The organism is Rhodoplanes sp. SY1, assembly GCF_046000175.1.
In the GTDB taxonomy this organism is placed as follows: Bacteria; Pseudomonadota; Alphaproteobacteria; order Rhizobiales; family Xanthobacteraceae; genus Rhodoplanes.
Genome location: NZ_JBEOMB010000056.1, coordinates 1 through 21,658, shown reverse-complemented (window position 1 = coordinate 21,658; position 21,658 = coordinate 1). Strand labels below are relative to the sequence as shown.

19 protein-coding genes are annotated in these 21,658 nt (G+C 71.5%); 12 read left to right on the top strand and 7 right to left on the bottom strand.

Annotated elements, in window-relative coordinates:
• Positions 1-67 precede the first annotated feature (67 nt).
• The 4 genes from ABTU92_RS15595 to ABTU92_RS15580 are packed head-to-tail and all read left to right on the top strand — an operon-like array spanning position 68 to position 3,934.
• Positions 68-544, top strand: a complete 477-nt coding sequence (locus ABTU92_RS15595; protein WP_408092193.1) for a division/cell wall cluster transcriptional repressor MraZ — start codon at positions 68-70, stop codon at positions 542-544.
• A complete protein-coding gene (gene rsmH / locus ABTU92_RS15590; protein WP_408092191.1) occupies positions 541-1,578 on the top strand; it encodes a 16S rRNA (cytosine(1402)-N(4))-methyltransferase RsmH in 1,038 nt (345 codons plus the stop codon). Before ABTU92_RS15595 ends, rsmH begins: the two co-directional genes overlap by 4 nt.
• A 2-nt stretch (positions 1,579-1,580) precedes the next feature.
• Entirely contained in the window at positions 1,581-2,000 is a 420-nt protein-coding gene (locus ABTU92_RS15585; RefSeq protein ID WP_408092189.1) for a hypothetical protein, read from the top strand.
• Positions 1,997-3,934 (top strand): peptidoglycan D,D-transpeptidase FtsI family protein, encoded by a 1,938-nt coding sequence (locus ABTU92_RS15580; RefSeq protein ID WP_408092187.1) that lies wholly within the window; start codon positions 1,997-1,999, stop codon positions 3,932-3,934. Before ABTU92_RS15585 ends, ABTU92_RS15580 begins: the two co-directional genes overlap by 4 nt.
• A 125-nt stretch (positions 3,935-4,059) precedes the next feature.
• On the opposite strand, the gene ABTU92_RS15575 is transcribed toward ABTU92_RS15580, so the two are convergent.
• On the bottom strand, positions 4,060-4,452 hold the full coding sequence (locus ABTU92_RS15575; protein WP_408092185.1) for a hypothetical protein: 393 nt from the start codon (positions 4,450-4,452) through the stop codon (positions 4,060-4,062).
• Between the two features lie 332 nt (positions 4,453-4,784).
• Here ABTU92_RS15575 and ABTU92_RS15570 point away from each other — a divergent pair, with 332 nt between their 5' ends.
• The 4 genes from ABTU92_RS15570 to murD are packed head-to-tail and all read left to right on the top strand — an operon-like array spanning position 4,785 to position 10,199.
• Positions 4,785-6,242 carry a UDP-N-acetylmuramoyl-L-alanyl-D-glutamate--2,6-diaminopimelate ligase gene (locus ABTU92_RS15570; RefSeq protein WP_408092183.1) on the top strand — a complete coding sequence of 486 codons (1,458 nt, stop codon included), beginning with the start codon at positions 4,785-4,787 and terminating at the stop codon, positions 6,240-6,242.
• Complete coding sequence (locus tag ABTU92_RS15565; RefSeq protein WP_408092181.1) at positions 6,239-7,711, top strand: UDP-N-acetylmuramoylalanyl-D-glutamyl-2,6-diaminopimelate--D-alanyl-D-alanine ligase; 1,473 nt, start codon at positions 6,239-6,241, stop codon at positions 7,709-7,711. Before ABTU92_RS15570 ends, ABTU92_RS15565 begins: the two co-directional genes overlap by 4 nt.
• A 6-nt stretch (positions 7,712-7,717) precedes the next feature.
• Positions 7,718-8,803, top strand: coding sequence for a phospho-N-acetylmuramoyl-pentapeptide-transferase (gene mraY / locus ABTU92_RS15560; protein WP_111357249.1), 1,086 nt, complete (start codon positions 7,718-7,720; stop codon positions 8,801-8,803).
• A gap of 4 nt (positions 8,804-8,807) precedes the next feature.
• A complete protein-coding gene (murD, locus tag ABTU92_RS15555) occupies positions 8,808-10,199 on the top strand; it encodes a UDP-N-acetylmuramoyl-L-alanine--D-glutamate ligase (RefSeq protein WP_408092179.1) in 1,392 nt (463 codons plus the stop codon).
• Positions 10,200-10,481: 282 nt separating this feature from the next.
• Here the strand turns inward: murD and ABTU92_RS15550 are convergent, their stop codons facing one another.
• Complete coding sequence (locus ABTU92_RS15550; protein ID WP_408092177.1) at positions 10,482-11,420, bottom strand: dihydrodipicolinate synthase family protein; 939 nt, start codon at positions 11,418-11,420, stop codon at positions 10,482-10,484.
• A gap of 128 nt (positions 11,421-11,548) precedes the next feature.
• Positions 11,549-12,415, bottom strand: coding sequence for an IclR family transcriptional regulator C-terminal domain-containing protein (locus tag ABTU92_RS15545; protein WP_408092175.1), 867 nt, complete (start codon positions 12,413-12,415; stop codon positions 11,549-11,551).
• A gap of 293 nt (positions 12,416-12,708) precedes the next feature.
• On the opposite strand from ABTU92_RS15545, the gene ABTU92_RS15540 reads away from it, so the two are divergent.
• From ABTU92_RS15540 to pcaF, 3 genes are read left to right on the top strand one after another with little or no spacing between them, the layout of a single operon-like run.
• Positions 12,709-13,386, top strand: coding sequence for a 3-oxoacid CoA-transferase subunit A (locus ABTU92_RS15540; protein WP_408092173.1), 678 nt, complete (start codon positions 12,709-12,711; stop codon positions 13,384-13,386).
• 23 nt (positions 13,387-13,409) lie between these two features.
• A complete protein-coding gene (locus ABTU92_RS15535; protein ID WP_408092171.1) occupies positions 13,410-14,060 on the top strand; it encodes a 3-oxoacid CoA-transferase subunit B in 651 nt (216 codons plus the stop codon).
• A gap of 22 nt (positions 14,061-14,082) precedes the next feature.
• Complete coding sequence (pcaF, locus tag ABTU92_RS15530) at positions 14,083-15,285, top strand: 3-oxoadipyl-CoA thiolase (protein ID WP_408092169.1); 1,203 nt, start codon at positions 14,083-14,085, stop codon at positions 15,283-15,285.
• Positions 15,286-15,490: 205 nt separating this feature from the next.
• Here the strand turns inward: pcaF and ABTU92_RS15525 are convergent, their stop codons facing one another.
• The 3 genes from ABTU92_RS15525 to clcA all read right to left on the bottom strand — a co-directional run bounded on the left by ABTU92_RS15525 (position 15,491) and on the right by clcA (position 20,513).
• Positions 15,491-16,342, bottom strand: coding sequence for a Tim44 domain-containing protein (locus ABTU92_RS15525; RefSeq protein ID WP_408092167.1), 852 nt, complete (start codon positions 16,340-16,342; stop codon positions 15,491-15,493).
• A 374-nt stretch (positions 16,343-16,716) separates the two neighbouring features.
• Positions 16,717-18,849 carry an HWE histidine kinase domain-containing protein gene (locus tag ABTU92_RS15520; protein ID WP_408092165.1) on the bottom strand — a complete coding sequence of 711 codons (2,133 nt, stop codon included), beginning with the start codon at positions 18,847-18,849 and terminating at the stop codon, positions 16,717-16,719.
• Between the two features lie 296 nt (positions 18,850-19,145).
• Positions 19,146-20,513: a H(+)/Cl(-) exchange transporter ClcA gene (gene clcA, locus ABTU92_RS15515; protein WP_408092163.1), complete on the bottom strand. Its 1,368-nt coding sequence runs from the start codon at positions 20,511-20,513 to the stop codon at positions 19,146-19,148.
• 50 nt (positions 20,514-20,563) lie between these two features.
• Here clcA and ABTU92_RS15510 point away from each other — a divergent pair, with 50 nt between their 5' ends.
• Positions 20,564-20,746 carry a hypothetical protein gene (locus tag ABTU92_RS15510; protein ID WP_408092161.1) on the top strand — a complete coding sequence of 61 codons (183 nt, stop codon included), beginning with the start codon at positions 20,564-20,566 and terminating at the stop codon, positions 20,744-20,746.
• Between the two features lie 64 nt (positions 20,747-20,810).
• On the opposite strand, the gene ABTU92_RS15505 is transcribed toward ABTU92_RS15510, so the two are convergent.
• On the bottom strand, positions 20,811-21,658 hold an 848-nt coding region (locus ABTU92_RS15505; protein ID WP_408092159.1), incomplete at its 5' end, for an extensin family protein.

Genomic DNA, 21,658 nt, shown 5'->3' with positions numbered 1-21,658 from the left:
GGGCCGTTCGGCCTGCGGCGGACCGCGTACGCGGCCAGCGTGAGGCCGGCGTGGAGTCCGCACCCGAATGGACCGCTTCGTCGGACAGGTCACGGCGCGGCTGGATGCGAAAGGGCGGGTGTCGATCCCGGCCCCCTTCCGGGCGGTGCTGGCCCGCGACGGCTTCGAGGGGCTGTACTGCTATCCGAGCCTGGACCGGCCGGCCGTCGATGCGGGGGGCAACGCCCTGCTCGGCGAGATCGAGCAGCTGATCGAACGGTTTCCGCCCTACTCGGAGGAGCGGGAGGAGTTTCGGGTCGCGCTCTACGGGACGAGCGAGACCCTGCGCGTGGACGGCGAGGGCCGGGTGGTGCTGACCGAGATGATCAAGGTTCACGCCGGGATCGGCGACACGGTCGGCTTCGTCGGGCTCGGTCACAAGTTTCAGATCTGGGAACCCGAAGGCTTCCGGGCGCATCTAGCAAAGGCCACTGCGAAGGTGCGCGAGACGACGAAGCGGTTGGGTTCCGAGCGCGGGGCGCCTGGCGCCGGAGCACGGGAATGACGGCGGGCCGCGACACCCCGGGCCGGGAGGCCCGCGCGGGTGTCGCTGGCGGACCGGCTCGCCACATTCCCGTGCTCGCCCGCCCCGCCCTCGACCTCCTGGCGGTCACCGACGGTCTCTACATCGACGGCACGTTCGGCGCGGGCGGCTACACGCGTGCGATCCTCGACGCCGCGCCGGGTGCGCGCGTCATCGCGCTCGATCGCGACCGCACCGCCATCACGGCCGGCTGGGATCTCGTCGAGGCGGCGGGCGGCCGGCTGACGCTGGTCGAATCGTGCTTCTCGGATCTCGCCGACGTCGCGGCGCCCGGCACGGTCGCCGGCGTCGTGCTCGACATCGGCGTCTCATCGATGCAGATCGACGACCCGGCGCGCGGCTTCTCGTTCCGTTTCGACGGCCCGCTCGACATGCGCATGGGCCAGGACGGGCCGTCCGCCGCCGACCTCGTCGCTCGCGCGTCCGAGCGCGACCTGGCGAACGTCATCTTCCAGCTCGGCGAGGAGCGCCACTCGCGCGCCGTCGCCCGCGCCATCGTCAAGGCGCGCGCCGAGGCGCCGATCACCACCACGGCGCGGCTCGCCGAGATCGTCGCCCGGGTGGTGCGGCACAAGCCCGGCGACATCCATCCGGCGACCCGGACGTTCCAGGCGTTGCGCATGATGGTCAACGACGAGCTCGGCGAGCTCGCCCGCGCCCTCCTCGCCGCCGAGCGCGTGCTGGCGCCGGGCGGCCGGCTGGTCGTCGTCTCGTTCCATTCGCTCGAGGACCGGCTGGTGAAGACCTTCCTGGCCGGCCGCGCCGGCGGCGCCGGCGTCTCCCGCCACATGCCCGAGACAGTGCGGCCGGACCCGAGCTTCACGGTGCTGACCAAGCGCCCCGTCACGGCCGACGACGCCGAGCTCGTCGAGAATCCGCGCGCCCGGTCCGCCAAGCTGCGCGCCGCGGAGCGCACCGCCGCGGCCGCCTGGACGAGCGAGCCGGCCGGCCTGCCGCCGCTGCCGACGCTCGACGACATGCTGCGGGGGGGCTGACGATGCGGATCCTCAACGTGATCGTCGCGGCGCTCCTCGTCCTCGCCGCGGTCTATGTCTACAAGATCAAGTTCGAGGCGACCGTCGAGGCCGAGCGCGTCGCCAAGCTGCGCCACGAGATCACCCGCGAGCGCGACAAGACGGCGGCGCTGCGCGCCGAGGCCGCCAAGCTCGAGAACCCCGGCCGCATCCAGGAGCTGACGAAGCGCCATCTCCAGCTGCAGCTGCTCGAGGGCGCCCAGATCGAGGCGTTCGATCGGCTGCCGATGCGCCCGGTCGCGCCGCCGCCGGCCGAGGGCGACCCGATCGGCGCCATGCTGGAGGCGGCCGTCCCGGCCGCTTCGGCGGCGCCCGCCGCCGCGCCCACCGGCGAGACGACCGGCAGCCTGCCGCGGCCGGCCCAGACCGGAGTCCGGCGATGACGGTCGTCCCCGCACACGGACCTGCGACCGCCTCCGCCCCCGGCGCGAGCGCCACGCTCCCGGCCGTGGCGCCGGAGGCGGCGCACGTGCCCTGGCATCGCCGGCTGATCCAGAGCCTCCTCTACGACCGCAAGATCGACCGCACCCGCAAGACGCGCGCCCGCATCGGACTCGCCGTCCTGGTGTTCGGCGCGATCTACGCCGTGATCGCCGGGCGGCTGGTGCTCTATGCCGTGGTGCCGCCGCACGAGACCCGCCGCGTCGTCGGCTCCGACGCGGTCGCGACCGCGCGCCCCGACATCCTCGACCGCAACGGCGAGATTCTCGCGACCGACGTGCGAGTGCCGTCGCTGTTCGCCGAGCCGAAGCGGCTGATCGACGCCGACGAGGCGGTCGAGCTGCTGACCGCCGTGATGCCGGATCTGGACACGGGCGAGCTGCGCGACCGGCTCGGCTCGAAGAAGGGCTTCGCCTGGCTGAAGCGCGAGATCTCGCCCAAGCAGCAGCGCGAGATCCACCGGCTGGGCATCCCGGGCGTCGGCTTCCTCAACGAGAACAAGCGCATCTATCCGAACGGCCGCGAGGTGTCGCATCTCATCGGCCACGTCAACATCGACAACCAGGGCATCGCCGGCCTCGAGAAGTATCTCGACAGCCGTGGCCTCGCCGACCTGCACCGCGCCGGCTTCGCCTCGGACCGCCAGCAGGAGCCGCTGCAGCTCGCCGTCGACCTGCGCGTCCAGCACGCCATGCACGACGAGCTCGGCCGCGCCCGCGAGAAGTTCAAGGCCAAGGCCGCTGCCGGCATCGTGCTCGACGTCGACACGGGCGAGATCGTCTCGCTGGTGTCGCATCCCGACTACGACCCGAACAATCCCAAGGAGGCGCTCGATCCGACCCGCATCAACCGCCTCACCACGGGCGTGTTCGAGATGGGCTCGACCTTCAAGGCCCTGACCGTCGGGATGGTGCTCGACTCCGGCAAGATGACGCTGAACTCGTCGGTCGACGCGCGCGGCGCGCTGCACTGGGGCAAGTTCAAGATCAGCGACTACCACGCCCAGAACCGCGTGCTGTCGGTGCCCGAGGTGTTCACCTACTCGTCGAACGTCGGCGCCGCCCGGATGGCGCTCGCCGTCGGGGTCGAGGGGCACAAGCAGTATCTGCGCAAGATCGGCCAGCTCGACCGGTTGCGCACCGAGCTGCCGGAGAGCGCCGAGCCGATCGTGCCGAAGCGCTGGGGCGAGCTGAACACCATCACGATCTCGTTCGGCCACGGCCTGTCGGTGGCGCCGCTGCAGGCCCTGATGGGCATGGCCTCGCTGGTCAACGGCGGCTATCTGATCGCTCCGACCTTCCTCAAGCGCAGCCCCGAGGAGGCCCGCGCGATCGCCAAGCGGGTGCTCAAGCCCGAGACCTCGGTCGCGATGCGCTACCTGATGCGGCTCAACTCGGAGAAGGGCTCGGGCAGGACCGCCGAGGTGAAGGGCTACTATGTCGGCGGCAAGACCGGCACGGCCGAGAAGGTGGTGAACGGCCGCTACTCCAAGACCAAGCTGCTGACCGACTTCGTCGCCGTGCTGCCGGCCGACAAGCCGCGCTACATCGTGCTGATCATGCTCGACGAGCCGCAGGCGACGCCGGAGACGCACGGCTTCGCGACGGCCGGCTGGAACGCCGCGCCGACCGCCGGCAAGGTGATCGCCCGAATCGCCCCTCTGCTCGGCCTCGAGCCGCGCTTCGACCTGCCGCCCGCCGATCAGCTCATCCTCGGCCGCGGCACGGGCCGCAGCGCCGCCGACGTGACCTCGTCGACGACCCGCCGCGAGGCGAAGGCGACGGGCGGGGCCGCCGGCACGACGACGCCGGCCGGCGCAGCGGCAAAACCCCCGGCGGTGCGCCCGCCCGCCTCGGTGCCGACGACGGCGCGGTGAGAGTCACAAACCTGTAGGATGGGTGGAGCCGTAGGCGATACCCATCGCCTTCCCCACCGGGGCCGCATAATGGGTATCGCCTTCGGCTCCACCCATCCTGCGAGCGACGACCTCCGGCCGCCCCCTCACAGCCCCAGCGGCCAGACCAGGGGGCACTCCGTGCTGGGGTATTCGCAGATGCCGTCCTGGTCGCCGTTGCAGGGCGGGTCGTAGCGGCCGAGCAGGTCCTTCGCGATCGCCTGGCGGCGCGCCGCGTTGCCCTCCAGGCGGACGAAGAGGCTGTTGGCGCCGATGCGCTCGAAGCACGCCGTGCGGCAGTGGGTCAGCGGGCTGTCGGCGAGGTCGCGGGTCTCGCCCACATAGACGTTGCGATACGTGTACCCGTCCTGCACCGGATAGCGGATCGCCACCACGTAGACGGCGCCGGCCGACTTGAACTCGGTGTCGCGGTCGTAGGCGAGGAACTCGTAAGCCTCACCGGACTGCCCCGTGAACGTCGCGGCTGCGAGCGAAGCCATGGCCACCCCCAATGGATCGAATCGATCGCCGACCGTCACGGGCCGGGCGAGCCGCCCGGCAGGGTCGACGATCCCCGAATTCTACCAAAAGGCGAGGCTGATGGCTAACTAGGCAAATCCGCGCACCGCTCATTATTTAGGCTCAAGGGCTTGGCGGCGATTGCTGATGCTGCGTCGCAACATCCCGTCCGCCCGGCCGCTTCCCACCGTTAACGAACATGCTAAACCGGAGCCGCCGGGCGATAGCTCCGGCGGCCGGGGCAATCCCGGCAACCGGGCGAGGCCCGGCGGCCGTGCGCGAAGAGCGCCGGCCGGAGCATGGCGGGGCGGACATGCGGCTTGGCGATCTTCTCGATCCGGGCGCTCGATACGACAGCAATTCAGCCGAGACGGTCGTGACGGCCGTGACGGCGGACAGCCGCGCCGTGACGCCGGGCGCCCTGTTCGCCGCCGTGCCGGGCACCAAGGCCGACGGGCTCGTCTTCGTGCCGGCCGCGGTCGCCGCCGGCGCCGTCGCCGTGCTGGCCGAGCGGGCGCCGGCCGAGCCGTTGCCCGCCGGCGTCGCGCTGGTGCTGGTCGACAATGTCCGCCGCGCCCTGGCGCGCGCCGCGGCGCGCCTGCACCCGCGCCAGCCGGCCGTCATCGCCGCCGTGACGGGGACGAGCGGCAAGACCTCGGTCGCCTCCTACACGCGCCAGCTCTGGGCCGCGCTCGGCCATCCGGCCGCCGCGATGGGCACGATCGGGCTCGTGACGCCGACGGAAAGCGAGTACGGCTCGCTCACCACGCCGGACCCGGTGGCCCTGCACGTCACGCTCGACCGCATCGCCGGCGCCGGCGTCACGCATCTGGCGCTGGAAGCCTCCTCGCACGGCATCGAGCAGCACCGGCTCGACGGTGTGCGGATCGCGGTCGCCGGCTTCACCAACATCACCCGAGACCATCTCGACTATCACGTCACCTTCGAGGCGTATCTCGAAGCCAAGCTCGGCCTGTTCGACCGGCTGCTGGCTGCCGACGGCGCCGCCGTGATCGACATCGACCACCCGCATGCGGAGGTGGTCCTGCAGGTCGCGCAGGACCGCGGCGTGACCGTGCTGACGGTCGGCCGCAGCGAGGCAGCGGACATCCGCGCCGTCGCCGAAGAGATCGACGGCTTCTCGCAGACCGTCACCATCGCCCACGAGGGCCGGAGCCACCGCGTGCGGCTGCCGCTGGTCGGCGCCTTCCAGGTCGACAACGCGCTGGTCGCCGCCGGCCAGGTGATCGCCACGGGCGGCGATCCGGTCGCCGTGTTCGAGCAGCTCGAAGGGCTCGCAGGCGCCAAGGGCCGGCTCGAGCTGGTCGGCCACCGCTGCGGCGCGCCGATCTTCGTCGACTATGCCCACAAGCCGGATGCACTCGCCAAGACGCTCGAGGCGCTGCGCCCCTACGCCAAGGGCAAGCTCGTCGTCGTGTTCGGCTGCGGCGGCGATCGCGACACCGGCAAGCGGCCCCTGATGGGGGAGATCGCCGCCGAGAAGGCCGACCGGGTGATCGTCACGGACGACAATCCGCGCAGCGAGGACCCGGCGGCGATCCGCGCCGCGATTCTCGCCGCCGCGCCCGGCGCGATCGAGATCGGCGACCGCCGGGCCGCGATCACGCAGGCGATCGCCGGACTCGCCGAAGGCGACGTGTTGGTCGTCGCCGGCAAGGGCCACGAGACCGGCCAGACCATCAAGGGCACGACGCTTCCGTTCAGCGATCACGAGGCGGTGGTTTCGGCCCTGCGGGAGAAGAGCGCATGACCATGCCGCCGGCTTCGACGCCGCCAGCGTCCTCGCCACCTCTGTGGACCACGGGCGACATGGCCGCCGCGATGGCGGCCGAAACGTCCGGCCCTTTGCCCGATCACGTCGTCGGCCTGTCGATCGACAGCCGCACCGTGTCGGCCGGCGAGGCCTTCTTCGCCATCGTCGGCGACCGGCTCGACGGCCACGACTACGTGACGAAGGCGCTGGCGAACGGCGCCGCGCTCGCCGTGGTGTCGCAGGCGCGGCGGAGCGAGTTTCCGGCCGACGCGCCCCTCCTCGTCGTGCCCGACGTGCTGGAGGCTTTGCGGGGGCTGGCGCGCGCGGCGCGGGCCCGCTCGCCCGCCAAGGTGGTCGCCGTCACCGGCTCGGTCGGCAAGACCTCGACCAAGGAGGCGCTGCGCGTCGCGTTGCGCGCCGACGGCGAGACCCACGCCTCGACGGCCTCGTTCAACAATCACTGGGGCGTGCCGCTGTCGCTCGCCCGCCTGCCCGAGACGGCGCGGTACGCCGTGTTCGAGATCGGTATGAACCACGCCGGCGAGATCACGCCGCTGGTCGCCATGGTGCGGCCGCACGTGGCGATCGTCACCACGGTCGAGCCCGTGCATCTCGAGTTCTTCCCGGACATCACGGGCATCGCCGACGCCAAGGCCGAGATCTTCACCGGCCTGGTGCCGGGCGGCACCGCGGTGATCAACCACGACAACCCGCATTTCGCCCGGCTCGAGCGCCGCGCCGCCCAGGCCGGCGTCCAGCACATCGTATCGTTCGGCGAGCACCCGAAGGCCGACGCGCGGCTGATGAAGTACGCCCTGCAGGAGGACGGCTCGACCGTCGAGGCGTCGATCCTCGGCACGCTGGTCGACTACCGCATCGGCGCGCCGGGCCGCCACTTCGTGCTCAACTCGCTCGCCGTGCTGGCGGCCGCGAGCCTCGTCGGGGCAGACTTGGCGCTCGCCGCGCTGGCGCTCGCCGGGCAGCGGCCCGCCGCCGGCCGCGGCACCCGCATCGATCTCACGATGCCGGGCGGCCGGGCGCTGCTGATCGACGAGAGCTACAACGCCAACCCGACCTCGATGCGGGCCGCCCTCGCCGTGCTCGGCCAGGCGCCGATCGGCGCGCGCGGGCGGCGCATCGCCGTGCTGGGCGACATGCTGGAGCTCGGCGCCGCGGCGACCACGCTGCACGCCGAGCTCGCCGAAGCCGTGGTGGCGCACGACGTCGACGTCGTCTTCTGTGCCGGCCCGCTGATGCGCAGCCTGTGGGACGCGCTGCCGCCCGAGCGGCGCGGCGGCTGGGCCGGAAACTCCGAGGAGCTCGAACCGCTGGTGCTCGCCTCGATCAACGCCGGCGACGCCGTGATGGTGAAGGGCTCGCTCGGCTCCCGCATGGGCCCGATCGTCAAGGCGCTGGCGCGCCGCCATCCCGCCCCCGCGGCGGCCGACACTCCAGTGCGAGGCTGAATCCGGATGCTGTATTGGCTCGCCGACCTCTCCGACGTCTTCAGCGCCTTCAACGTCTTCCGCTACATCACGTTCCGGGCGGCCGGCGCGATCGTCACCGCGGCCCTGTTCGTGTTCCTGTTCGGTCCGACCATCATCCGGCTCCTGCGGGTGAAGCAGGGCAAGGGCCAGCCGATCCGCGCCGACGGGCCGAAGTCGCATCTGCTCACCAAGGTCGGCACCCCGACCATGGGCGGGCTGATGATCCTCTCGGGCCTCCTGGTCTCCACGGTGCTGTGGGCGAACCCGGCGAACCCTTACGTCTGGGTGGTGCTCGGGGTGACGCTCGGCTTCGGCATGATCGGCTTCTACGACGACTATCTGAAGGTGACGAAGCAGACCCATGCGGGCTTCTCCGGCAAGACGCGGCTCGCGCTGGAGACCCTGATCGCCGTGATGGCGTGCTTCGCGGTCGCCTCGCTCGGGCGGTCGCCGTTCTCGACCTCGGTCGCCTTCCCGTTCGTCAAGGATCTGGTGTTCGACCTCGGCTGGTTCTTTCTCGCCTTCGGGGCCTTCATCATCGTCGGGGCCGGCAACGCCGTGAACCTCACCGACGGCCTCGACGGGCTCGCCATCGTGCCCGTGATGATCGCGGCGGCGAGCTTCGGCGGCATCTCCTGGGTGGTCGGCAACGCCGTGTTCGCCGACTATCTGCAGCTCAACTTCGTGCCCGGCGCCGGCGAGCTCGCGGTGCTGTGCGCCGCCATCTTGGGGGCCGGGCTCGGTTTCCTATGGTTCAACGCGCCGCCGGCCTCGGTGTTCATGGGCGACACCGGGTCGCTGGCGCTCGGCGGCCTGCTCGGCTCGATCGCGGTGGTCACCAAGCACGAGGTGGTGCTCGGCATCATCGGCGGCCTGTTCGTGCTGGAGGCCGTGTCGGTGATCGTCCAGGTCGTGTCGTTCAAGCTGACCGGCAAGCGGGTGTTCAAGATGGCCCCGCTGCATCATCATTTCGAGCAGCTCGGCTGGACCGAGCCGCAGATCGTGATCCGTTTCTGGATCATCTCGGTGGTGCTGGCGCTGGCCGGCCTCTCCACCCTGAAGCTGAGGTGAGCCGATGATCCCCGTCACCACGCTGAAGGGCAAGAAGGTCGCGATCTTCGGGCTCGGCGGGTCCGGGCTCGCCACCGCGAGCGCGCTGTTCGCCGGCGGCGCCGACGTCGTGGGCTTCGACGACAGCGAGGAGCGCATCGACTACGCGGCGAGCGCCGGCATCCCGACCGCGGATCTGAGGACCATCGACTGGTCGCGGTTCTCGACCCTGGTGCTGGCGCCCGGCGTGCCGCTCACCCATCCGGCGCCGCACTGGACGGTCGGGCTCGCCCGCGCCGCCGGCGTCGAGGTGATCGGCGACATCGAGCTCTTTTGCCGCGAGCGCGCCGCGCACGCGCCGAACGCCGCCTTCGTCGCCATCACGGGCACCAACGGCAAGTCGACCACGACGGCGCTGACCGCGCATCTGCTCGCCTCGGCAGGCCGCGAGGTGGCGATCGGCGGCAATATCGGCACCGCGATCCTGTCGCTGAAGCCGCCGCAGCCCGGCCTCGTCCACGTGATCGAGATCTCGTCGTTCCAGATCGATCTCGCGCCGAGCCTCGACCCGTCGGTCGGCATCCTGCTCAACGTGAGCGAGGACCATCTCGACCGCCACGGCACCATGGAGATCTATGCGGGCCTCAAGGAGCGCCTGGTCGCCGGCGTGCAGGAGGGCGGCACCGCCGTGATCGGCGTCGACGACGACTTCTCGCAGGCCGCCGCCGACCGCGTGGCCCGCTCGGGCCGCGACGTCGTGCGCGTCTCGGTGCGGCGTCCGCTCGCCGACGGCGTCTTCGTCGAGGGCGGCCGCATCCTGCGCGCCGAGGGCGCCGCGCTGCGCGAGATCGCGCTCCTCGGCGGCATCGCCACGCTGCGCGGCACCCACAACGCCCAGAACGCCGCCTGCGCGTCGGCCGCGGCGCTCGCGCTCGGCCTGACGCCGCAACAGATCCAGGCTGGCTTGCGCACCTATCCGGGCCTGCCGCATCGCATCGAGGAGGTCGGCCGCTACGGCTCGATCCTGTTCGTCAACGACTCCAAGGCGACCAACGCGGACGCCGCGGCGCGCGCGCTCGCCTGCTTCTCCGACATCTTCTGGATCGCCGGCGGCAAGCCGAAGTCGGGCGGCATCACGTCGCTCGAGCCGTTCTTCCCGCGCGTGCGAAAAGCCTATCTGATCGGCGAGGCGGCGCAGGAGTTCTCGCAGACGCTCGACGGCAAGGCACCGTGGACGATCGCCGGCACGCTCGACCAGGCGGTCGCGAAGGCCGCCGCGGACGCCGCCGCGGCCGGCCTCCAGCAGGCCGTGGTGCTCCTGTCGCCCGCCTGCGCGTCCTACGACCAGTTCAAGAACTTCGAGGTCCGCGGCGACGCCTTCCGCAAGCTCGTGAAGACCCTGCCGGGGGTGAAGTAGCTCTGTCGGTCGAGGTGATCAGCACGGAAGGTCGTGAACAGCACGGCCGTCACCTCTCCCCAGCGGGGAGAGGTCGGGGTTCGCGCCGTAGGCGCGACGTCCGGGTGAGGGGATGCCGAGCCCTCCAATTGACGCCCTAACCCCTCACCCCGACGCGCATGAGCGCGTCGACCCTCTCCCTCTGGGAGAGGGTCAGGACCGAACCAGCCGGCCGACCCGGCCATCCATCTCGCGAAGAGGATAGATGCGCAGGGTCTTCGCCGCGCATGACGCTTCGTCGGATCACGCCGCCTTCAGCACGGCGCGGCTGTCGGTCCGCGCGATGCGGGAGAGCAGATACTCGACCTCGCCCTTCGCGGCGGCGTTGAGGGACGCGCCGGGCTTGCGCTGGGTGTCGCAGGCGATCAGGCCGCGGCGCATGTAGACCCACTTGCGCACCGCGAGGCCGAGCGGGCCCTGCTGCTGCTCGTAGCGCAGATAGGGCAGATGCGCGTCGAACAGATCGTGCGCCGCGTCGCGCTTCCCGGCGGCCGAGAGCTTGACCACGTCGACCAGCATCTCGGGGAAGGCGTAGCCGGTGTTCGCCCCGTCGGCGCCGCGCTCCATCTCGAAATCGAGGAACAGGCCGCCGTTGCCGACGAGGATCGCGATGTGGCGCATCGCGCCGTCCTTCTCGAAGCCGCGCAGCGCCGTGATCTTGTCGAGGCCGGGCCAGTCCTCGTGCTTGAGCACCACGCAGTTCTCGTTCTCGCCGACGATGCGCTTGATGACGTTCGGCGTCATCACGACCGAGAAGGTGAGCGGGTAGTCCTGCAGCACGAAGGGCACGTCCGGGCCGATCGCCTCGGCGGCCTGGCGATAGTAGCCGACGATCTGGTCGTCGGTGCGCAGCGTGTTGGGCGGGCCGATCATCACGCCCGAGGCGCCGAGCTCCATCGCCTCGCGGGCGAGCGCCCGCATCGCCGCGAAGCCGGGCGCCGAGACGCCGACCACGATCGGCTGCGTGAAGCGCTTGGCCACCAGCTCGACGATGGCGCGCGCCTCCTGGAACTCGAGCTTCGGCGCTTCGCCGAGCTGGCCCAGGATGGTGATGCCGTCGACCCCCGACGCGCCGAAGTGGTCGGTGAGCCGCGCCATCGAATCCATGTCGACACGGCCGTCCGCGAAGAACGGCGTCGGCGAGATCGGGATCACGCCCTTGATGGCAGACGTCAGGCTCACGGGAAACGCTCCTCGCTCGTGCAACCGCCGGATGTTGTTGGGATGGTTCGGCCGGGCGGCCGCGGGATGGACCTCACGGCCGCGACTGTGCCGCGTCGCGGCGCCGCGGTCCAGAGGCGGCGTGATCGTCACCCCACGCAGAGCGACAGCTCGGCGGCGGCCTCGCGCAGGAGCGGCAGGATGGTCTCCACCATCTCGGCCGCCGAGATGCGCGACGCATGCGCGCCGATGTTGAGGGCCGCATAGGCGGTGCCGTCCGAGGCGACGATCGGCACCGCGATGGAGCGCAGGCCGAGCTCGAGCTCCTGGTCGACGATGCAGTACCCGGCGGCCCGCACCTTGGCGATCTCGGCCTTCAGGGCGGCGGCATCGCGCACCGTGTTGGGCGTGAACGGCGTGAAGGTGACGCGGGCGAGCCGCGCGTCGAGCTCCTGCGGGCGCGCCGCCAGCAGCACCCGGCCCATCGACGTGAACGCCGCCGGCAGCCGGCTGCCGACATGCAGGTCGATGGTCATGATGCGGGAGACCGAGGCGCGCGCGATGTAGACGATGTCGTCGCCGTCGAGGATCGCCATCGAGCACGACTCGTTGAGCCGCTCGCTGATCCGCCGCAGCAGCGGCTGCGCCACACGGGTGAGCGGGATCGAGCTGAGATAGGCGTGGCCGAGGGCCAGGATGCGCGGCCGCAGCACCCAGCGACGGCCATCCTGGGTGTCGGCGAAGCCGAGCGCCTTGAGCGTGTAGAGGCAGCGCCGCACGGCGGCGCGCGGGATCGCGGTCGTCTGGCTGATCTGCGAGATCGTCATCGACGGCGTGTCGCGCGAGAACGCCTGGATGACGGCGAGCCCACGCACCAGCGACGTCATGATGTTGGGATCGCCGGGCAGCGGCCCCTCCGCCGCCGGACCGGCCGCGACGGCGTCGTCGTCCATGTCGGCATCGACGTCGATGGCCGCGCCGGGCTCGGTGGCAGCTTCGGGTCGGGTCTTCGTCATCGCGCTCCTGCCGGTCCGCCGGACCTGCCGCCGGCGCGAGTCGTCGCGTTCGATTATCGCGCAGTTCCCGGTGCACGGGTCTACCCGGACGTGCAGCCCGACGCCAGCCCTCACCGCGCCGAATCGTCCACGGTCGTGGAGCCCGTCGGTCTGCACCGCCTGCAAACAAGCTCTCTTTCGAACACTTGTGCGATTATAGAACTTGACCCGACTGCAGGGGACGGGCAACGTTCCGCGCGCTAATCGAACAGGGGTGCGAAATCCCGGATTTACGCGCCCGGCAGGGAGAGCCCATGAACAAGATCCGCCCGTCGCTCCAGGACGCGCTCGCGGACATTCCGGACGGCGCCTCGATCATGATCGGCGGCTTCGGCGACGCCGGCGTGCCGTTCGAGATGATCGACGCCCTGGTCGAGCAGGGGGCCAAGGCGCTGACGATCATCTCCAACAATGCCGGCACCGGCGAGGAGGGCATCGCCAAGCTGATCAAGCTCGACCGGGTGAGGAAGATCGTCTGCTCGTTCCCCCGCCAGGCCGACTCCAAGGCCTTCGACGAGCGCTACCTCAAGGGCGAGTTGATCCTCGACCTGGTGCCGCAGGGCAATCTCGCCGAGCGCATCCGCGCCGCCGGCGCCGGCATCGGCGCCTTCTTCACCCCGACCGCCTACGGCACGCTGCTCGCCGACGGCAAGGAGACGCGCGAGATCGACGGCAAGCACTACGTGCTCGAATATCCGATCCGGGCCGACTACGCCTTCATCAAGGCCCACAAGGGGGACGCGCTCGGCAACCTCGTCTACCGCAAGACGGCGCGCAATTTCGGGCCCGTGATGGCGACTGCGGCGGCCTGCACGATCGCCCAGGTGTCCGAGGTGGTCGGGGTCGGCGACCTCGATCCAGAGCACGTTGTGACACCCGGCATCTTCGTGAAGCGCGTCGTCGCGGTGCCGGCCGCCGGACGGCGGACATGAGCAGCGGAAGCGGAGAGTCTCGGATGAGCACCATCGAACGCCTGAGCCGCCGCGCCATCGCGGAGCGCATCGCCGCCGACATTCCGGACGGCTCCTACGTCAATCTCGGCATCGGCGCGCCGACCGAGGTCGCCGACTGCCTGCCCGAGGGTGTCGCCATCATCCTGCACACCGAGAACGGCCTCCTCGGCATGGGGCCGAAGCCGCAGCAGGGCGACGAGGACGACGACCTGATCAATGCCGGCAAGCAGTACGTCACCGCCCTGCCCGGCGCCGCCTATTTCCACCACGCCGATTCCTTCGCGATGATGCGGGGCGGCCATCTCGACTACTGCGTGCTCGGCGCGTATCAGGTCTCGGTCACGGGCGACCTCGCCAACTGGCACACCGGCGCCAAGGACGCGATCCCGGCGGTCGGCGGCGCCATGGATCTGGCGATCGGCGCCAAGTCGGTGTTCGTGATGATGGACCTGCTCACCAAGACGGGCGCGTGCAAGCTGGTCGAGCGCTGCGCGAGCCCGCTCACCGGGGTGGGCTGCGTCAAGCGCGTCTACACCGACCACGCGACCTTCGACATCACGGCCGCCGGCGTCGTCGCCCACGGCCTCGTCCCGGGCCTCGACCACGCGGCCCTGGAGCGGCTCTGCGGCTTTCCGTTGCTGCGCAAATCCTGAGTCTCACGAGGACGTTTTCATCATGCGACACGCCGTCATCTGCGACGCGATCCGCACTCCCTTCGGGCGCTACGGCGGCGCCCTCGCGTCGGTGCGCGCCGACGATCTCGGCGCCGTGCCCATGAAGGCGCTGATGGCGCGCAACCCGTCGGTCGACTGGGCGGCGCTGGACGACGTGTTCTACGGCAACGTCAACCAGGCCGGCGAGGACAACCGCAACGTCGCCCGCATGGCGCTGCTGCTCGCCGGACTGCCCGAGACGGTGCCGGGCGTCACGGTGAACCGCCTGTGCGCCTCCGGCATGGAGGCGATCGGCCAGGCGGCGCGCGCCATCGCCTGCGGCGAGATGGAGCTGGCGCTCGCCGGCGGCGTCGAGAGCATGACGCGCGCGCCCTTCGTGATGGGCAAGGCCGAGACGCCGTTCGCGCGCGATGCGAAGATCTACGACACGACGATCGGCTGGCGCTTCGTCAATCCGCTGATGAAGTCGATGTACGGCATCGACTCGATGCCGGAGACGGCCGAGAACGTCGCGACCGACTTCCAAGTGTCGCGCGCCGACCAGGATCTGTTCGCGCTGCGCAGCCAGGAGAAGACCGCGGCCGCCCAGGCGGACGGCCGCCTCGCCGAGGAGATCTGCGCGGTCACGATCCCGCAGCGCAAGGGCGAGCCGACCGTCGTCGACCGCGACGAGCATCCGCGCGTCACGACCCTGGACGCACTCGGCAAGCTCAAGCCCGTGGTGCGGCCGGACGGCACCGTCACGGCCGGCAACGCCTCGGGCGTCAATGACGGCGCCTGCGCCGTCATCGTCGCCTCGGAGGAGGCGGCGAAGCGTCACGGCCTGACCCCGAAGGCGCGCATCCTCGGCATGGCGGCGGGGGGCGTCGCCCCGCGCGTGATGGGCATCGGCCCGGTGCCGGCCGTCAACACGCTGCTCGGCCGGCTGGGGATCGCGATCGGCGACGTCGACGTGATCGAGCTGAACGAGGCGTTCGCGGCGCAGGGCCTCGCGGTGCTGCGCCAGCTCGGCGTCGCCGACGACGATCCGCGCGTCAATCCGTATGGCGGCGCCATCGCGCTCGGCCATCCGCTCGGCGCCAGCGGCGCCCGGCTGGTGACGACGGCGCTCTATCAGCTCCGGCGCAGCGGCGGCCGCTACGGCCTGTGCACCATGTGCGTCGGCGTCGGCCAGGGCTTGGCGATGCTGATCGAGCGGGTGTGAGCCTCCTCACCCAAATCTACGCCCCGTCATGCTCCCTCGTGCCGGCCTCCACGTCCGAGCCCCACGGCCGCGAACACGTGGATGGCCGGGACGAGCCCGGCCATGACCAGGTAGACCAAACAATCAGATCAAATGAAGACGGCCGCGGGTCGCCCCGCGGCCGTCGTGTCTCCTGCTCGCTCCGGGCGCGTGCCGGAGTGGGCGGTCAGCTCGCCTGCTGGATCGCCGAGAGCATCCAGGCGCCGCCGCGCGGACGGCGGAACGTCCACACCTCGGTGATGGTCTCGGGCTCACCGCCCGACACCACCTTGCCGGACGCCCGGTCGACCATGCGGTCGACGAGCGAGTAGCGCATCGCCACGGTGGCGTAGTCGGTGTCACCCTCGCGCCACGCCTCGGCGAGGTCGCCCTGCTCCAGCTTCACGTCGGCGATCTCGTTGATCACCCCGCGGCCGGCGTTCTCGGCGAACTGCTCCGAGAAGTAGGACAGCATCTCGGGCGTCACGCGGGTGCGCAGGGCCGAGAGGTCCTCCTTGGCGTAGGCGCCCTGGACATCGGTGAGCAGGCGCTCGAAGGCGTCGTAGTCCTGCGGGGCGATGCCGATGTCGTCGGACGGCTCCGCCGGGCGGGCGCCGAGGCCGCCCCCCAGGCCGCCACCCAGGCCGGCGCCGAGCCCGGCCGCCGGGCCGCCACCGGTGCCGCCACCGAGGCCGAGCGGCATGCCGAGCCCGTTGCGGGGCTGGTCGCCATGCGCCTCGCGATAGTTCGGGCCGCCCGCCATGGCGTGCTGCTGGGCGCGCCGGCCCTGCCACATTCGCCACAGGAACATCGCCAGGAACGCGACGAGGCCGATCTGCAGCAGCAGGCCGAGCATCGAGGCGAAGCCGCCGAGGCCGCTCATGAAGCCGCCGCCGAACAGCATGCCGAGCAGGCCGGCGCCGAGGAAGCCGGCCGCGAGACCGCCCAGCAGGCCGCCGCCGAAGCCGCCGAACAGCCCGCCGCGATTGGGCTGGGCGGCCGCCGGGCTTGCGGCGTTCGGCCGCGCCGGCTGGGTCATCGAGCGCTCCATCGGCGCCGCCGTCGACGGAGCCGTGCGGGTCGGCGCCGGCGCCGAGAACGTGCGGCTGCCGCGGCTGCCCGCGCTCGAGCCACCGCCGGCGCGTGCCCAGGCGAAGTCGCCGGCCACCAGGACGAGGGCCGAAGCCACGGCGAAAGAAAGGAAAATCGGGCGCGTGCGCGAACCGAACATGCGTCTCCTCCAAAGCCCCTGCGCAAAACGGGGGCAGGTCTGGGGAGTTATATCGGCACCGGGGCTGTGGTGGGGAAGTGGCGCTTTGTCGCGATCAGGGCGGATCCGCGGCGTGGTTGACGTCGCGCGAACGCCGCTGGCGGAGCGGCACGAGCCGGCGGCGGTCCCCGTCCTGGTGCGCTTCAGCCCGGCCGGGCGGCCTCGGGCTCGGCCGACACGGCCGCAGGGTCGGAGGGGGGCGCCGCAGGACCGTCCGGGGCGGCCGGCGCCGGGCCGGGCGGGTCGCCGGCGGCGACCGGCGCCGGAGGCGCCGGAGGGGGGACGTCGGACAGGATCTCGGCCGCCGGCATGTCGGCCTCCCAGCGGAACCCCTCGGGATCGTAGGCGACCGTCACCACGGCATTGAGCGACGCCTCGGTGAGCTTCTGGATGACGGTCGAGCCGAAGCCGGCCCGGGTCGGGGGCGTGACCGGCGGGCCGCCGCTCTCCTGCCACACGAGCCGCACCCGCTCGCCGCCGTCCGGCGCCGTCGCCAGCCGCCAGGCGATGCGGACGCGCCCGCCCGCCTGCCCCAGCGCCCCGTACTTGTTGGCGTTGGTGGCGAGCTCGTGCAGGGCGAAGCCGAGATTCTGCACCGCCTCCGGCCGCAGCATCAGGGGCGCGCCCTCGACCTCCAGCGCCGCCTCCCCGACGAACGGCTCGAGCTGCAGGCGCACCAGCTCCTCGATGCTGGCGCCCATCCAGTCGGTGTGGACGAGCAGGTCGTGCGAGCGGGCGAGCCCGTGCAGCCGGCCCGTGAACTTCACCTCGAAGTCCGAGAAGTCGTCGCTCTGGCGGGCGGTGCGCCGCGCCATCGCGATGATCACGGTGATCAGGTTCTTGGTGCGATGCGACAGCTCGCGCATCACGAACTGCATATGCGCCTCGTCGCGCTTGCGCCGGCTGATGTCGTGGGCGATCACCGAGATGCCGACCAGGGTGCCGTCGGCGCCGCGGATCGGGGCGGCGTCGAGCGACACCTCGACGGGCGTGCCGTCGCGGCGCAGCCGGATCGTCTCCAGCCGCAGGCTTTGCCCGGCGCGCGCGGCGTCCAGCTTGGCATCGAGTTCGTGCAACCGGTCGGCCGGCAGAAGCATCGCGTGCGGATGGCACACCGCCTCCTCGGCCCGGTAGCCCCACAGCTCCTCGGCGGCGGCATTCCAGCTCAGGATCTCGCCGTCGAGCGAGACGCTCATGATGGCGTCGCCGGACGACGAGACGATCGCGGCCAGATGCGCGTTGGCGATCTCGCCCCGGGCGCGGTCGTTGGAGGCCTCGGCGAGCGCCCGCCCGACCTCGTTGATCTCGCGGATGCCGGTGTCGACCGCGTCGATCACACCGCCCGCCCCGATCACCCGGGCGGCGCGCGACAGCTCGCGGGTCGAGCGGATGATCCACTCGCCGACCAGCGCCGAGCACAGCACGGCGAGCGCCGAGAAGACGACGAGGCTCCACAGCACATCGGACTTCCAGCGCCGCATCGGCGCGTCGACGGTCGCGTGCGGCACCGCCGCCATCACGGTCCAGCCGTTGGGCAGACGATGCCAGGCGATGTCGAGGTCGCCGCCGCCCGGCGCCGCACCGGCCCAGCCGGCCGTCGCGTCCCCGATGCGCGCCAGCAGCGCCGGCGCCAGCGCCGCGCCGGTGTCGGCGGCGTCGCTGCGGGCGATCACCCGGCCGTCCGCGTCGACCAGGGTCGCGAGCCAGCCCGCCGGCGTCTGCCGGGCGACGACACCGGCCAGGTGCTGGATCGGCAGCACGCCGGAGAGGACGCGGTCGGTGCCCGGGACCGGGCAGAGCAGCACCACCACGATGCGGTCGAGCGCGGTGCGGAACACACCCGAGCTGGCGCAGGTGCCGGTCTCGGCGACGCGGCGGACCAGCGCCGGCGCGCCGGTGCGCGGCAGGACCCGCCCGAACGGCTCGAGCGTGTTGAGGATCTGGTGGCCGTCCTCGCCGAACATCGCGATCCATCCGGGCCCGGCCGCGATGCTCTGGCGGGCCTGGGCATGGAAGGCGGCGAGGTCGTCGGCGGCGATCGACGGCGAGGTCGCCAGCACCACGAGCTGCGCCTTCTTGACGGCGAGCTCGCCGAGGATGTCGTCGGCGATGGCGCGGGCGTAGAGGCGCCCCTGCCGCTCGACCTGGATCTGCTTCTCGTCGACGGCGGAGCGATACTGGACGGCGAAGAAGGCGAGGCTCGGCAGGAGCGCCGCGAGCGCCAGCAGCGACAGCGCCAGCCGCAGCGGCACGGGGCGCCGGACGAGCCGTCGCACGAGCCCCGTCGCTGTCCGAAAACGGCTGCCCGCGCGCGCCGACACCCTGCCCCTCCGCTGCGCCGCCGGTCCGCCGTCCGCGGGCGGAGCCGGCCGACTCGCCGTCGGAGGGTCCGGCTTTTCCGGACGAAGCGCAAGCAGCCGAATACTGTTCGCGCTCGGCTGCGGCATCGGCTCGGCGGTGTGCGGCGCGGCGATGACCAGCATGCTGCGGAAGGGCGAGATATTTACGCCGTCCGTGTTGCTCGCGATCTGCGCCGGTCTCGTCGCACTCGGTCTCGGCGCACGCTCTGATGTCACGTCGCAGGACGATTCGAGTCGGCAGCCAGACCGACATCCGCGCTGGAGGGCGGCGTCCGGCCCGCCGCGGCGAGGGTCCGCTCCAACATCTGTTCATAGATCGGGCGTCCGCCGAGCCATCGGGCCACGAGGCTGGCCGTGAGGCAGGCCGTCAGCATGGGCAGAACGAGCGCATAGGCGCCGGTGAGCTCGACCACCAGCACCACGCCCACGGCAGGTGCATGGACTGCCGCACTGAACAGGGCGGACATCGCCACGATTCCGAAGGAGACGGGCGTCACCCCGAGGCTGGACAACTCTTCGGGGAACGTCATCTGCAGGAGCACGCCGAAGGCCAATCCGATGCAGGTCGCCACGGACAGGATGGGCGCGAAGATGCCGCCCGGCGTCCCGACGGAATAGCAGGCAACCGAGGTGAAATACCGAGCGACCGCGAGAATCAGGAGCACGCCCGCGCTCGGGGGCAGAACGGCGATCTGTGAGATGACCCGCTCCCCACCCGTGACGGTGAGCGGCGCGACGATCATCAGGGCGCCCACCAGCAGCCCCACCAGAGCAGGCCAGACAAACGGCGCGCGGTGCTGCCATGCGGCGGCCACGTCCAGCATCGCCATGATGCTTCGATTGAAGAGCACGCCCACGGCCCCCTGGATGATGCCCAGGGCTGCGAAGACAGGCAACGAAGCCAACCCTGCCACCCCGGCGGGCAGCGGAAGCCACGGCCGCGCACCCGAGATGATCTGGGTCACCACCGTGCCGGCGATCGCCGCAGCGAACACCCCCATGTAGTTCTGGAAGCTGTACGGAAATTGCTTGCGCGTTTCCTCGATCACGAAAAGCACGGCGGACATCGGGGCATTGAAGGCGCAGGCGAGACCTGCTCCCGCGCCTGCCGCGAGCAACGCCTGCCGGTCTTCGGTGCTCAAACGAAATTTTTCGGACGCGGCCAGCGCAACCGATCCGCCCATGTGAATGGTCGGCCCCTCGCGGCCGAGAACCAGGCCAGAGCCGATCGCCGCAATGCCGGCGATGAACTTCACCGGCAGCACGCGCTCCCAATGCACATGCCTGATCCCGGCGATGGCCCCCTCGATCTCCGGGACCCCGCTCCCGCTCGCCTCGGGGGCGAAGCGCCGGGTGATGAACACCGCAAGCAACGTGGCCGCCATGGTCATGGTGGCGCTCGCCGCGACCAACAGCCAACCCTCGGCATGGTCCGCGAGCCATGTCGGCCAATCGATGATCCAGTCGATGGCGAGGTGGAAGAAGCCGCCGAACACGCCCGTGAGAGCGCCGACGATCAGTGCCACGGCGAGGAAGCGTGCCTGTTGCGCGATCGTGACGGGTTCATCTCCTTGGTTCATCCGCGCCGGCTCCACTCCGCTGTACGTCAGCAATCTCTGGCCGCCCCGGGATGCCGCGAGCCGTCGAGATCCTCGATGCCACCGATCGCCGCCTCGACCGCGGCGAGGTGTCGGCCTTCGCGGCCGTCGACACGCTGCTCGCCGAGGGGTTCACAAAGCGTGAGAACCGCCGCGCCGAGACCGCTCTCGTCATGGCGCGCACCGTCGACGTCCCGTTCGAGGGCTCGAGCTAACGGCTCCGGCAGCCCGCCGACCTCGGATCGGCGGTCCGGTCCGGCCGGCGCAACAGTCCTCGCCTCAGTCCTCGCCAGGGACCGCGGTGGGCATCTCGCGATCCTCGTCGAACCGCGAGGAGCCGGCGCCGGCGGTGCGCTTCGGGGCGGGGCGGCTGCCGAGCGCGCCGGTGGCGCCGAAGTCGGGCCGCCGCGCCGCATAGCCGCCGTTCGCCCGCGCCCGCGCCGCCACCACCTCGCCCGGCACGGCGGCGGGCTGGCAGATCTGGCGGCCCGACGATCGGCGCATCAGGTCGACATGGATGTGGTCGTAGTGGAAGACGTTCGAGCCGGGCGCCAGCACGGTGGAGAACAGCTGGCAGGCCGAGACCTGGACGTCGCGCAGGAAGCCCTGCTCCTCCGGGGTGCCGCGCCAGCCGCCCTTGATGGTGATCACGTGGCCGTCGGCGAGCTTGAAGGAGGCGATGTCGAGCGCGTTGCCGAAGGCGTGCTCGGAGATGCGGGCGCGCGGATTGCCGTTCATGCCGCGGCACGAGTAGGCGGAGATCTGCTTGATCTCGACCACCGGCTGGCGGAACCAGCGTTGCGCGGCGGGCTGCACGCCCTCCACCACCCAGCGGTCGAGCTGCGACACCATCGGGCAGGCGAGGGTCGCGGCCGGCGTCACGGCGGCGGCGACCGACGCGGTGGTCAGCGGCTCGACCCGCGACGGGCCGGTCGGCACCGGCTCGCCCATGCTCGGATATTGGGGCGGATAGCCGGCATGGACCGAGGCGGTCTGGCGCGGCGCCGGATCGGGTTCCGGGTCGTCGCGATAGGGCGAGGTGCGGTCGATCGGGGTCGGCGAGAAGCCGGGCTCCTCGAAGACGAGGCCGCCGGGCTCGGCGGCCGGCGCCGGCGCCATCGGCGCCT

Bases quoted from the DNA above. Each gene is read 5' to 3' on its own strand.
- ABTU92_RS15595 (WP_408092193.1), top strand. From the start codon at position 68: ATGGACCGCTTCGTCGGACAGGTCACGGCGCGGCTGGATGCGAAAGGG.
- rsmH (WP_408092191.1), top strand. From the start codon at position 541: ATGACGGCGGGCCGCGACACCCCGGGCCGGGAGGCCCGCGCGGGTGTC.
- ABTU92_RS15585 (WP_408092189.1), top strand. From the start codon at position 1,581: ATGCGGATCCTCAACGTGATCGTCGCGGCGCTCCTCGTCCTCGCCGCG.
- ABTU92_RS15580 (WP_408092187.1), top strand. From the start codon at position 1,997: ATGACGGTCGTCCCCGCACACGGACCTGCGACCGCCTCCGCCCCCGGC.
- ABTU92_RS15575 (WP_408092185.1), bottom strand. From the start codon at position 4,452: ATGGCTTCGCTCGCAGCCGCGACGTTCACGGGGCAGTCCGGTGAGGCT.
- ABTU92_RS15570 (WP_408092183.1), top strand. From the start codon at position 4,785: ATGCGGCTTGGCGATCTTCTCGATCCGGGCGCTCGATACGACAGCAAT.
- ABTU92_RS15565 (WP_408092181.1), top strand. From the start codon at position 6,239: ATGACCATGCCGCCGGCTTCGACGCCGCCAGCGTCCTCGCCACCTCTG.
- mraY (WP_111357249.1), top strand. From the start codon at position 7,718: ATGCTGTATTGGCTCGCCGACCTCTCCGACGTCTTCAGCGCCTTCAAC.
- murD (WP_408092179.1), top strand. From the start codon at position 8,808: ATGATCCCCGTCACCACGCTGAAGGGCAAGAAGGTCGCGATCTTCGGG.
- ABTU92_RS15545 (WP_408092175.1), bottom strand. From the start codon at position 12,415: ATGACGAAGACCCGACCCGAAGCTGCCACCGAGCCCGGCGCGGCCATC.
- ABTU92_RS15540 (WP_408092173.1), top strand. From the start codon at position 12,709: ATGAACAAGATCCGCCCGTCGCTCCAGGACGCGCTCGCGGACATTCCG.
- ABTU92_RS15535 (WP_408092171.1), top strand. From the start codon at position 13,410: ATGAGCACCATCGAACGCCTGAGCCGCCGCGCCATCGCGGAGCGCATC.
- pcaF (WP_408092169.1), top strand. From the start codon at position 14,083: ATGCGACACGCCGTCATCTGCGACGCGATCCGCACTCCCTTCGGGCGC.
- ABTU92_RS15525 (WP_408092167.1), bottom strand. From the start codon at position 16,342: ATGACCCAGCCGGCGCGGCCGAACGCCGCAAGCCCGGCGGCCGCCCAG.
- clcA (WP_408092163.1), bottom strand. From the start codon at position 20,513: ATGAACCAAGGAGATGAACCCGTCACGATCGCGCAACAGGCACGCTTC.
- ABTU92_RS15510 (WP_408092161.1), top strand. From the start codon at position 20,564: ATGCCGCGAGCCGTCGAGATCCTCGATGCCACCGATCGCCGCCTCGAC.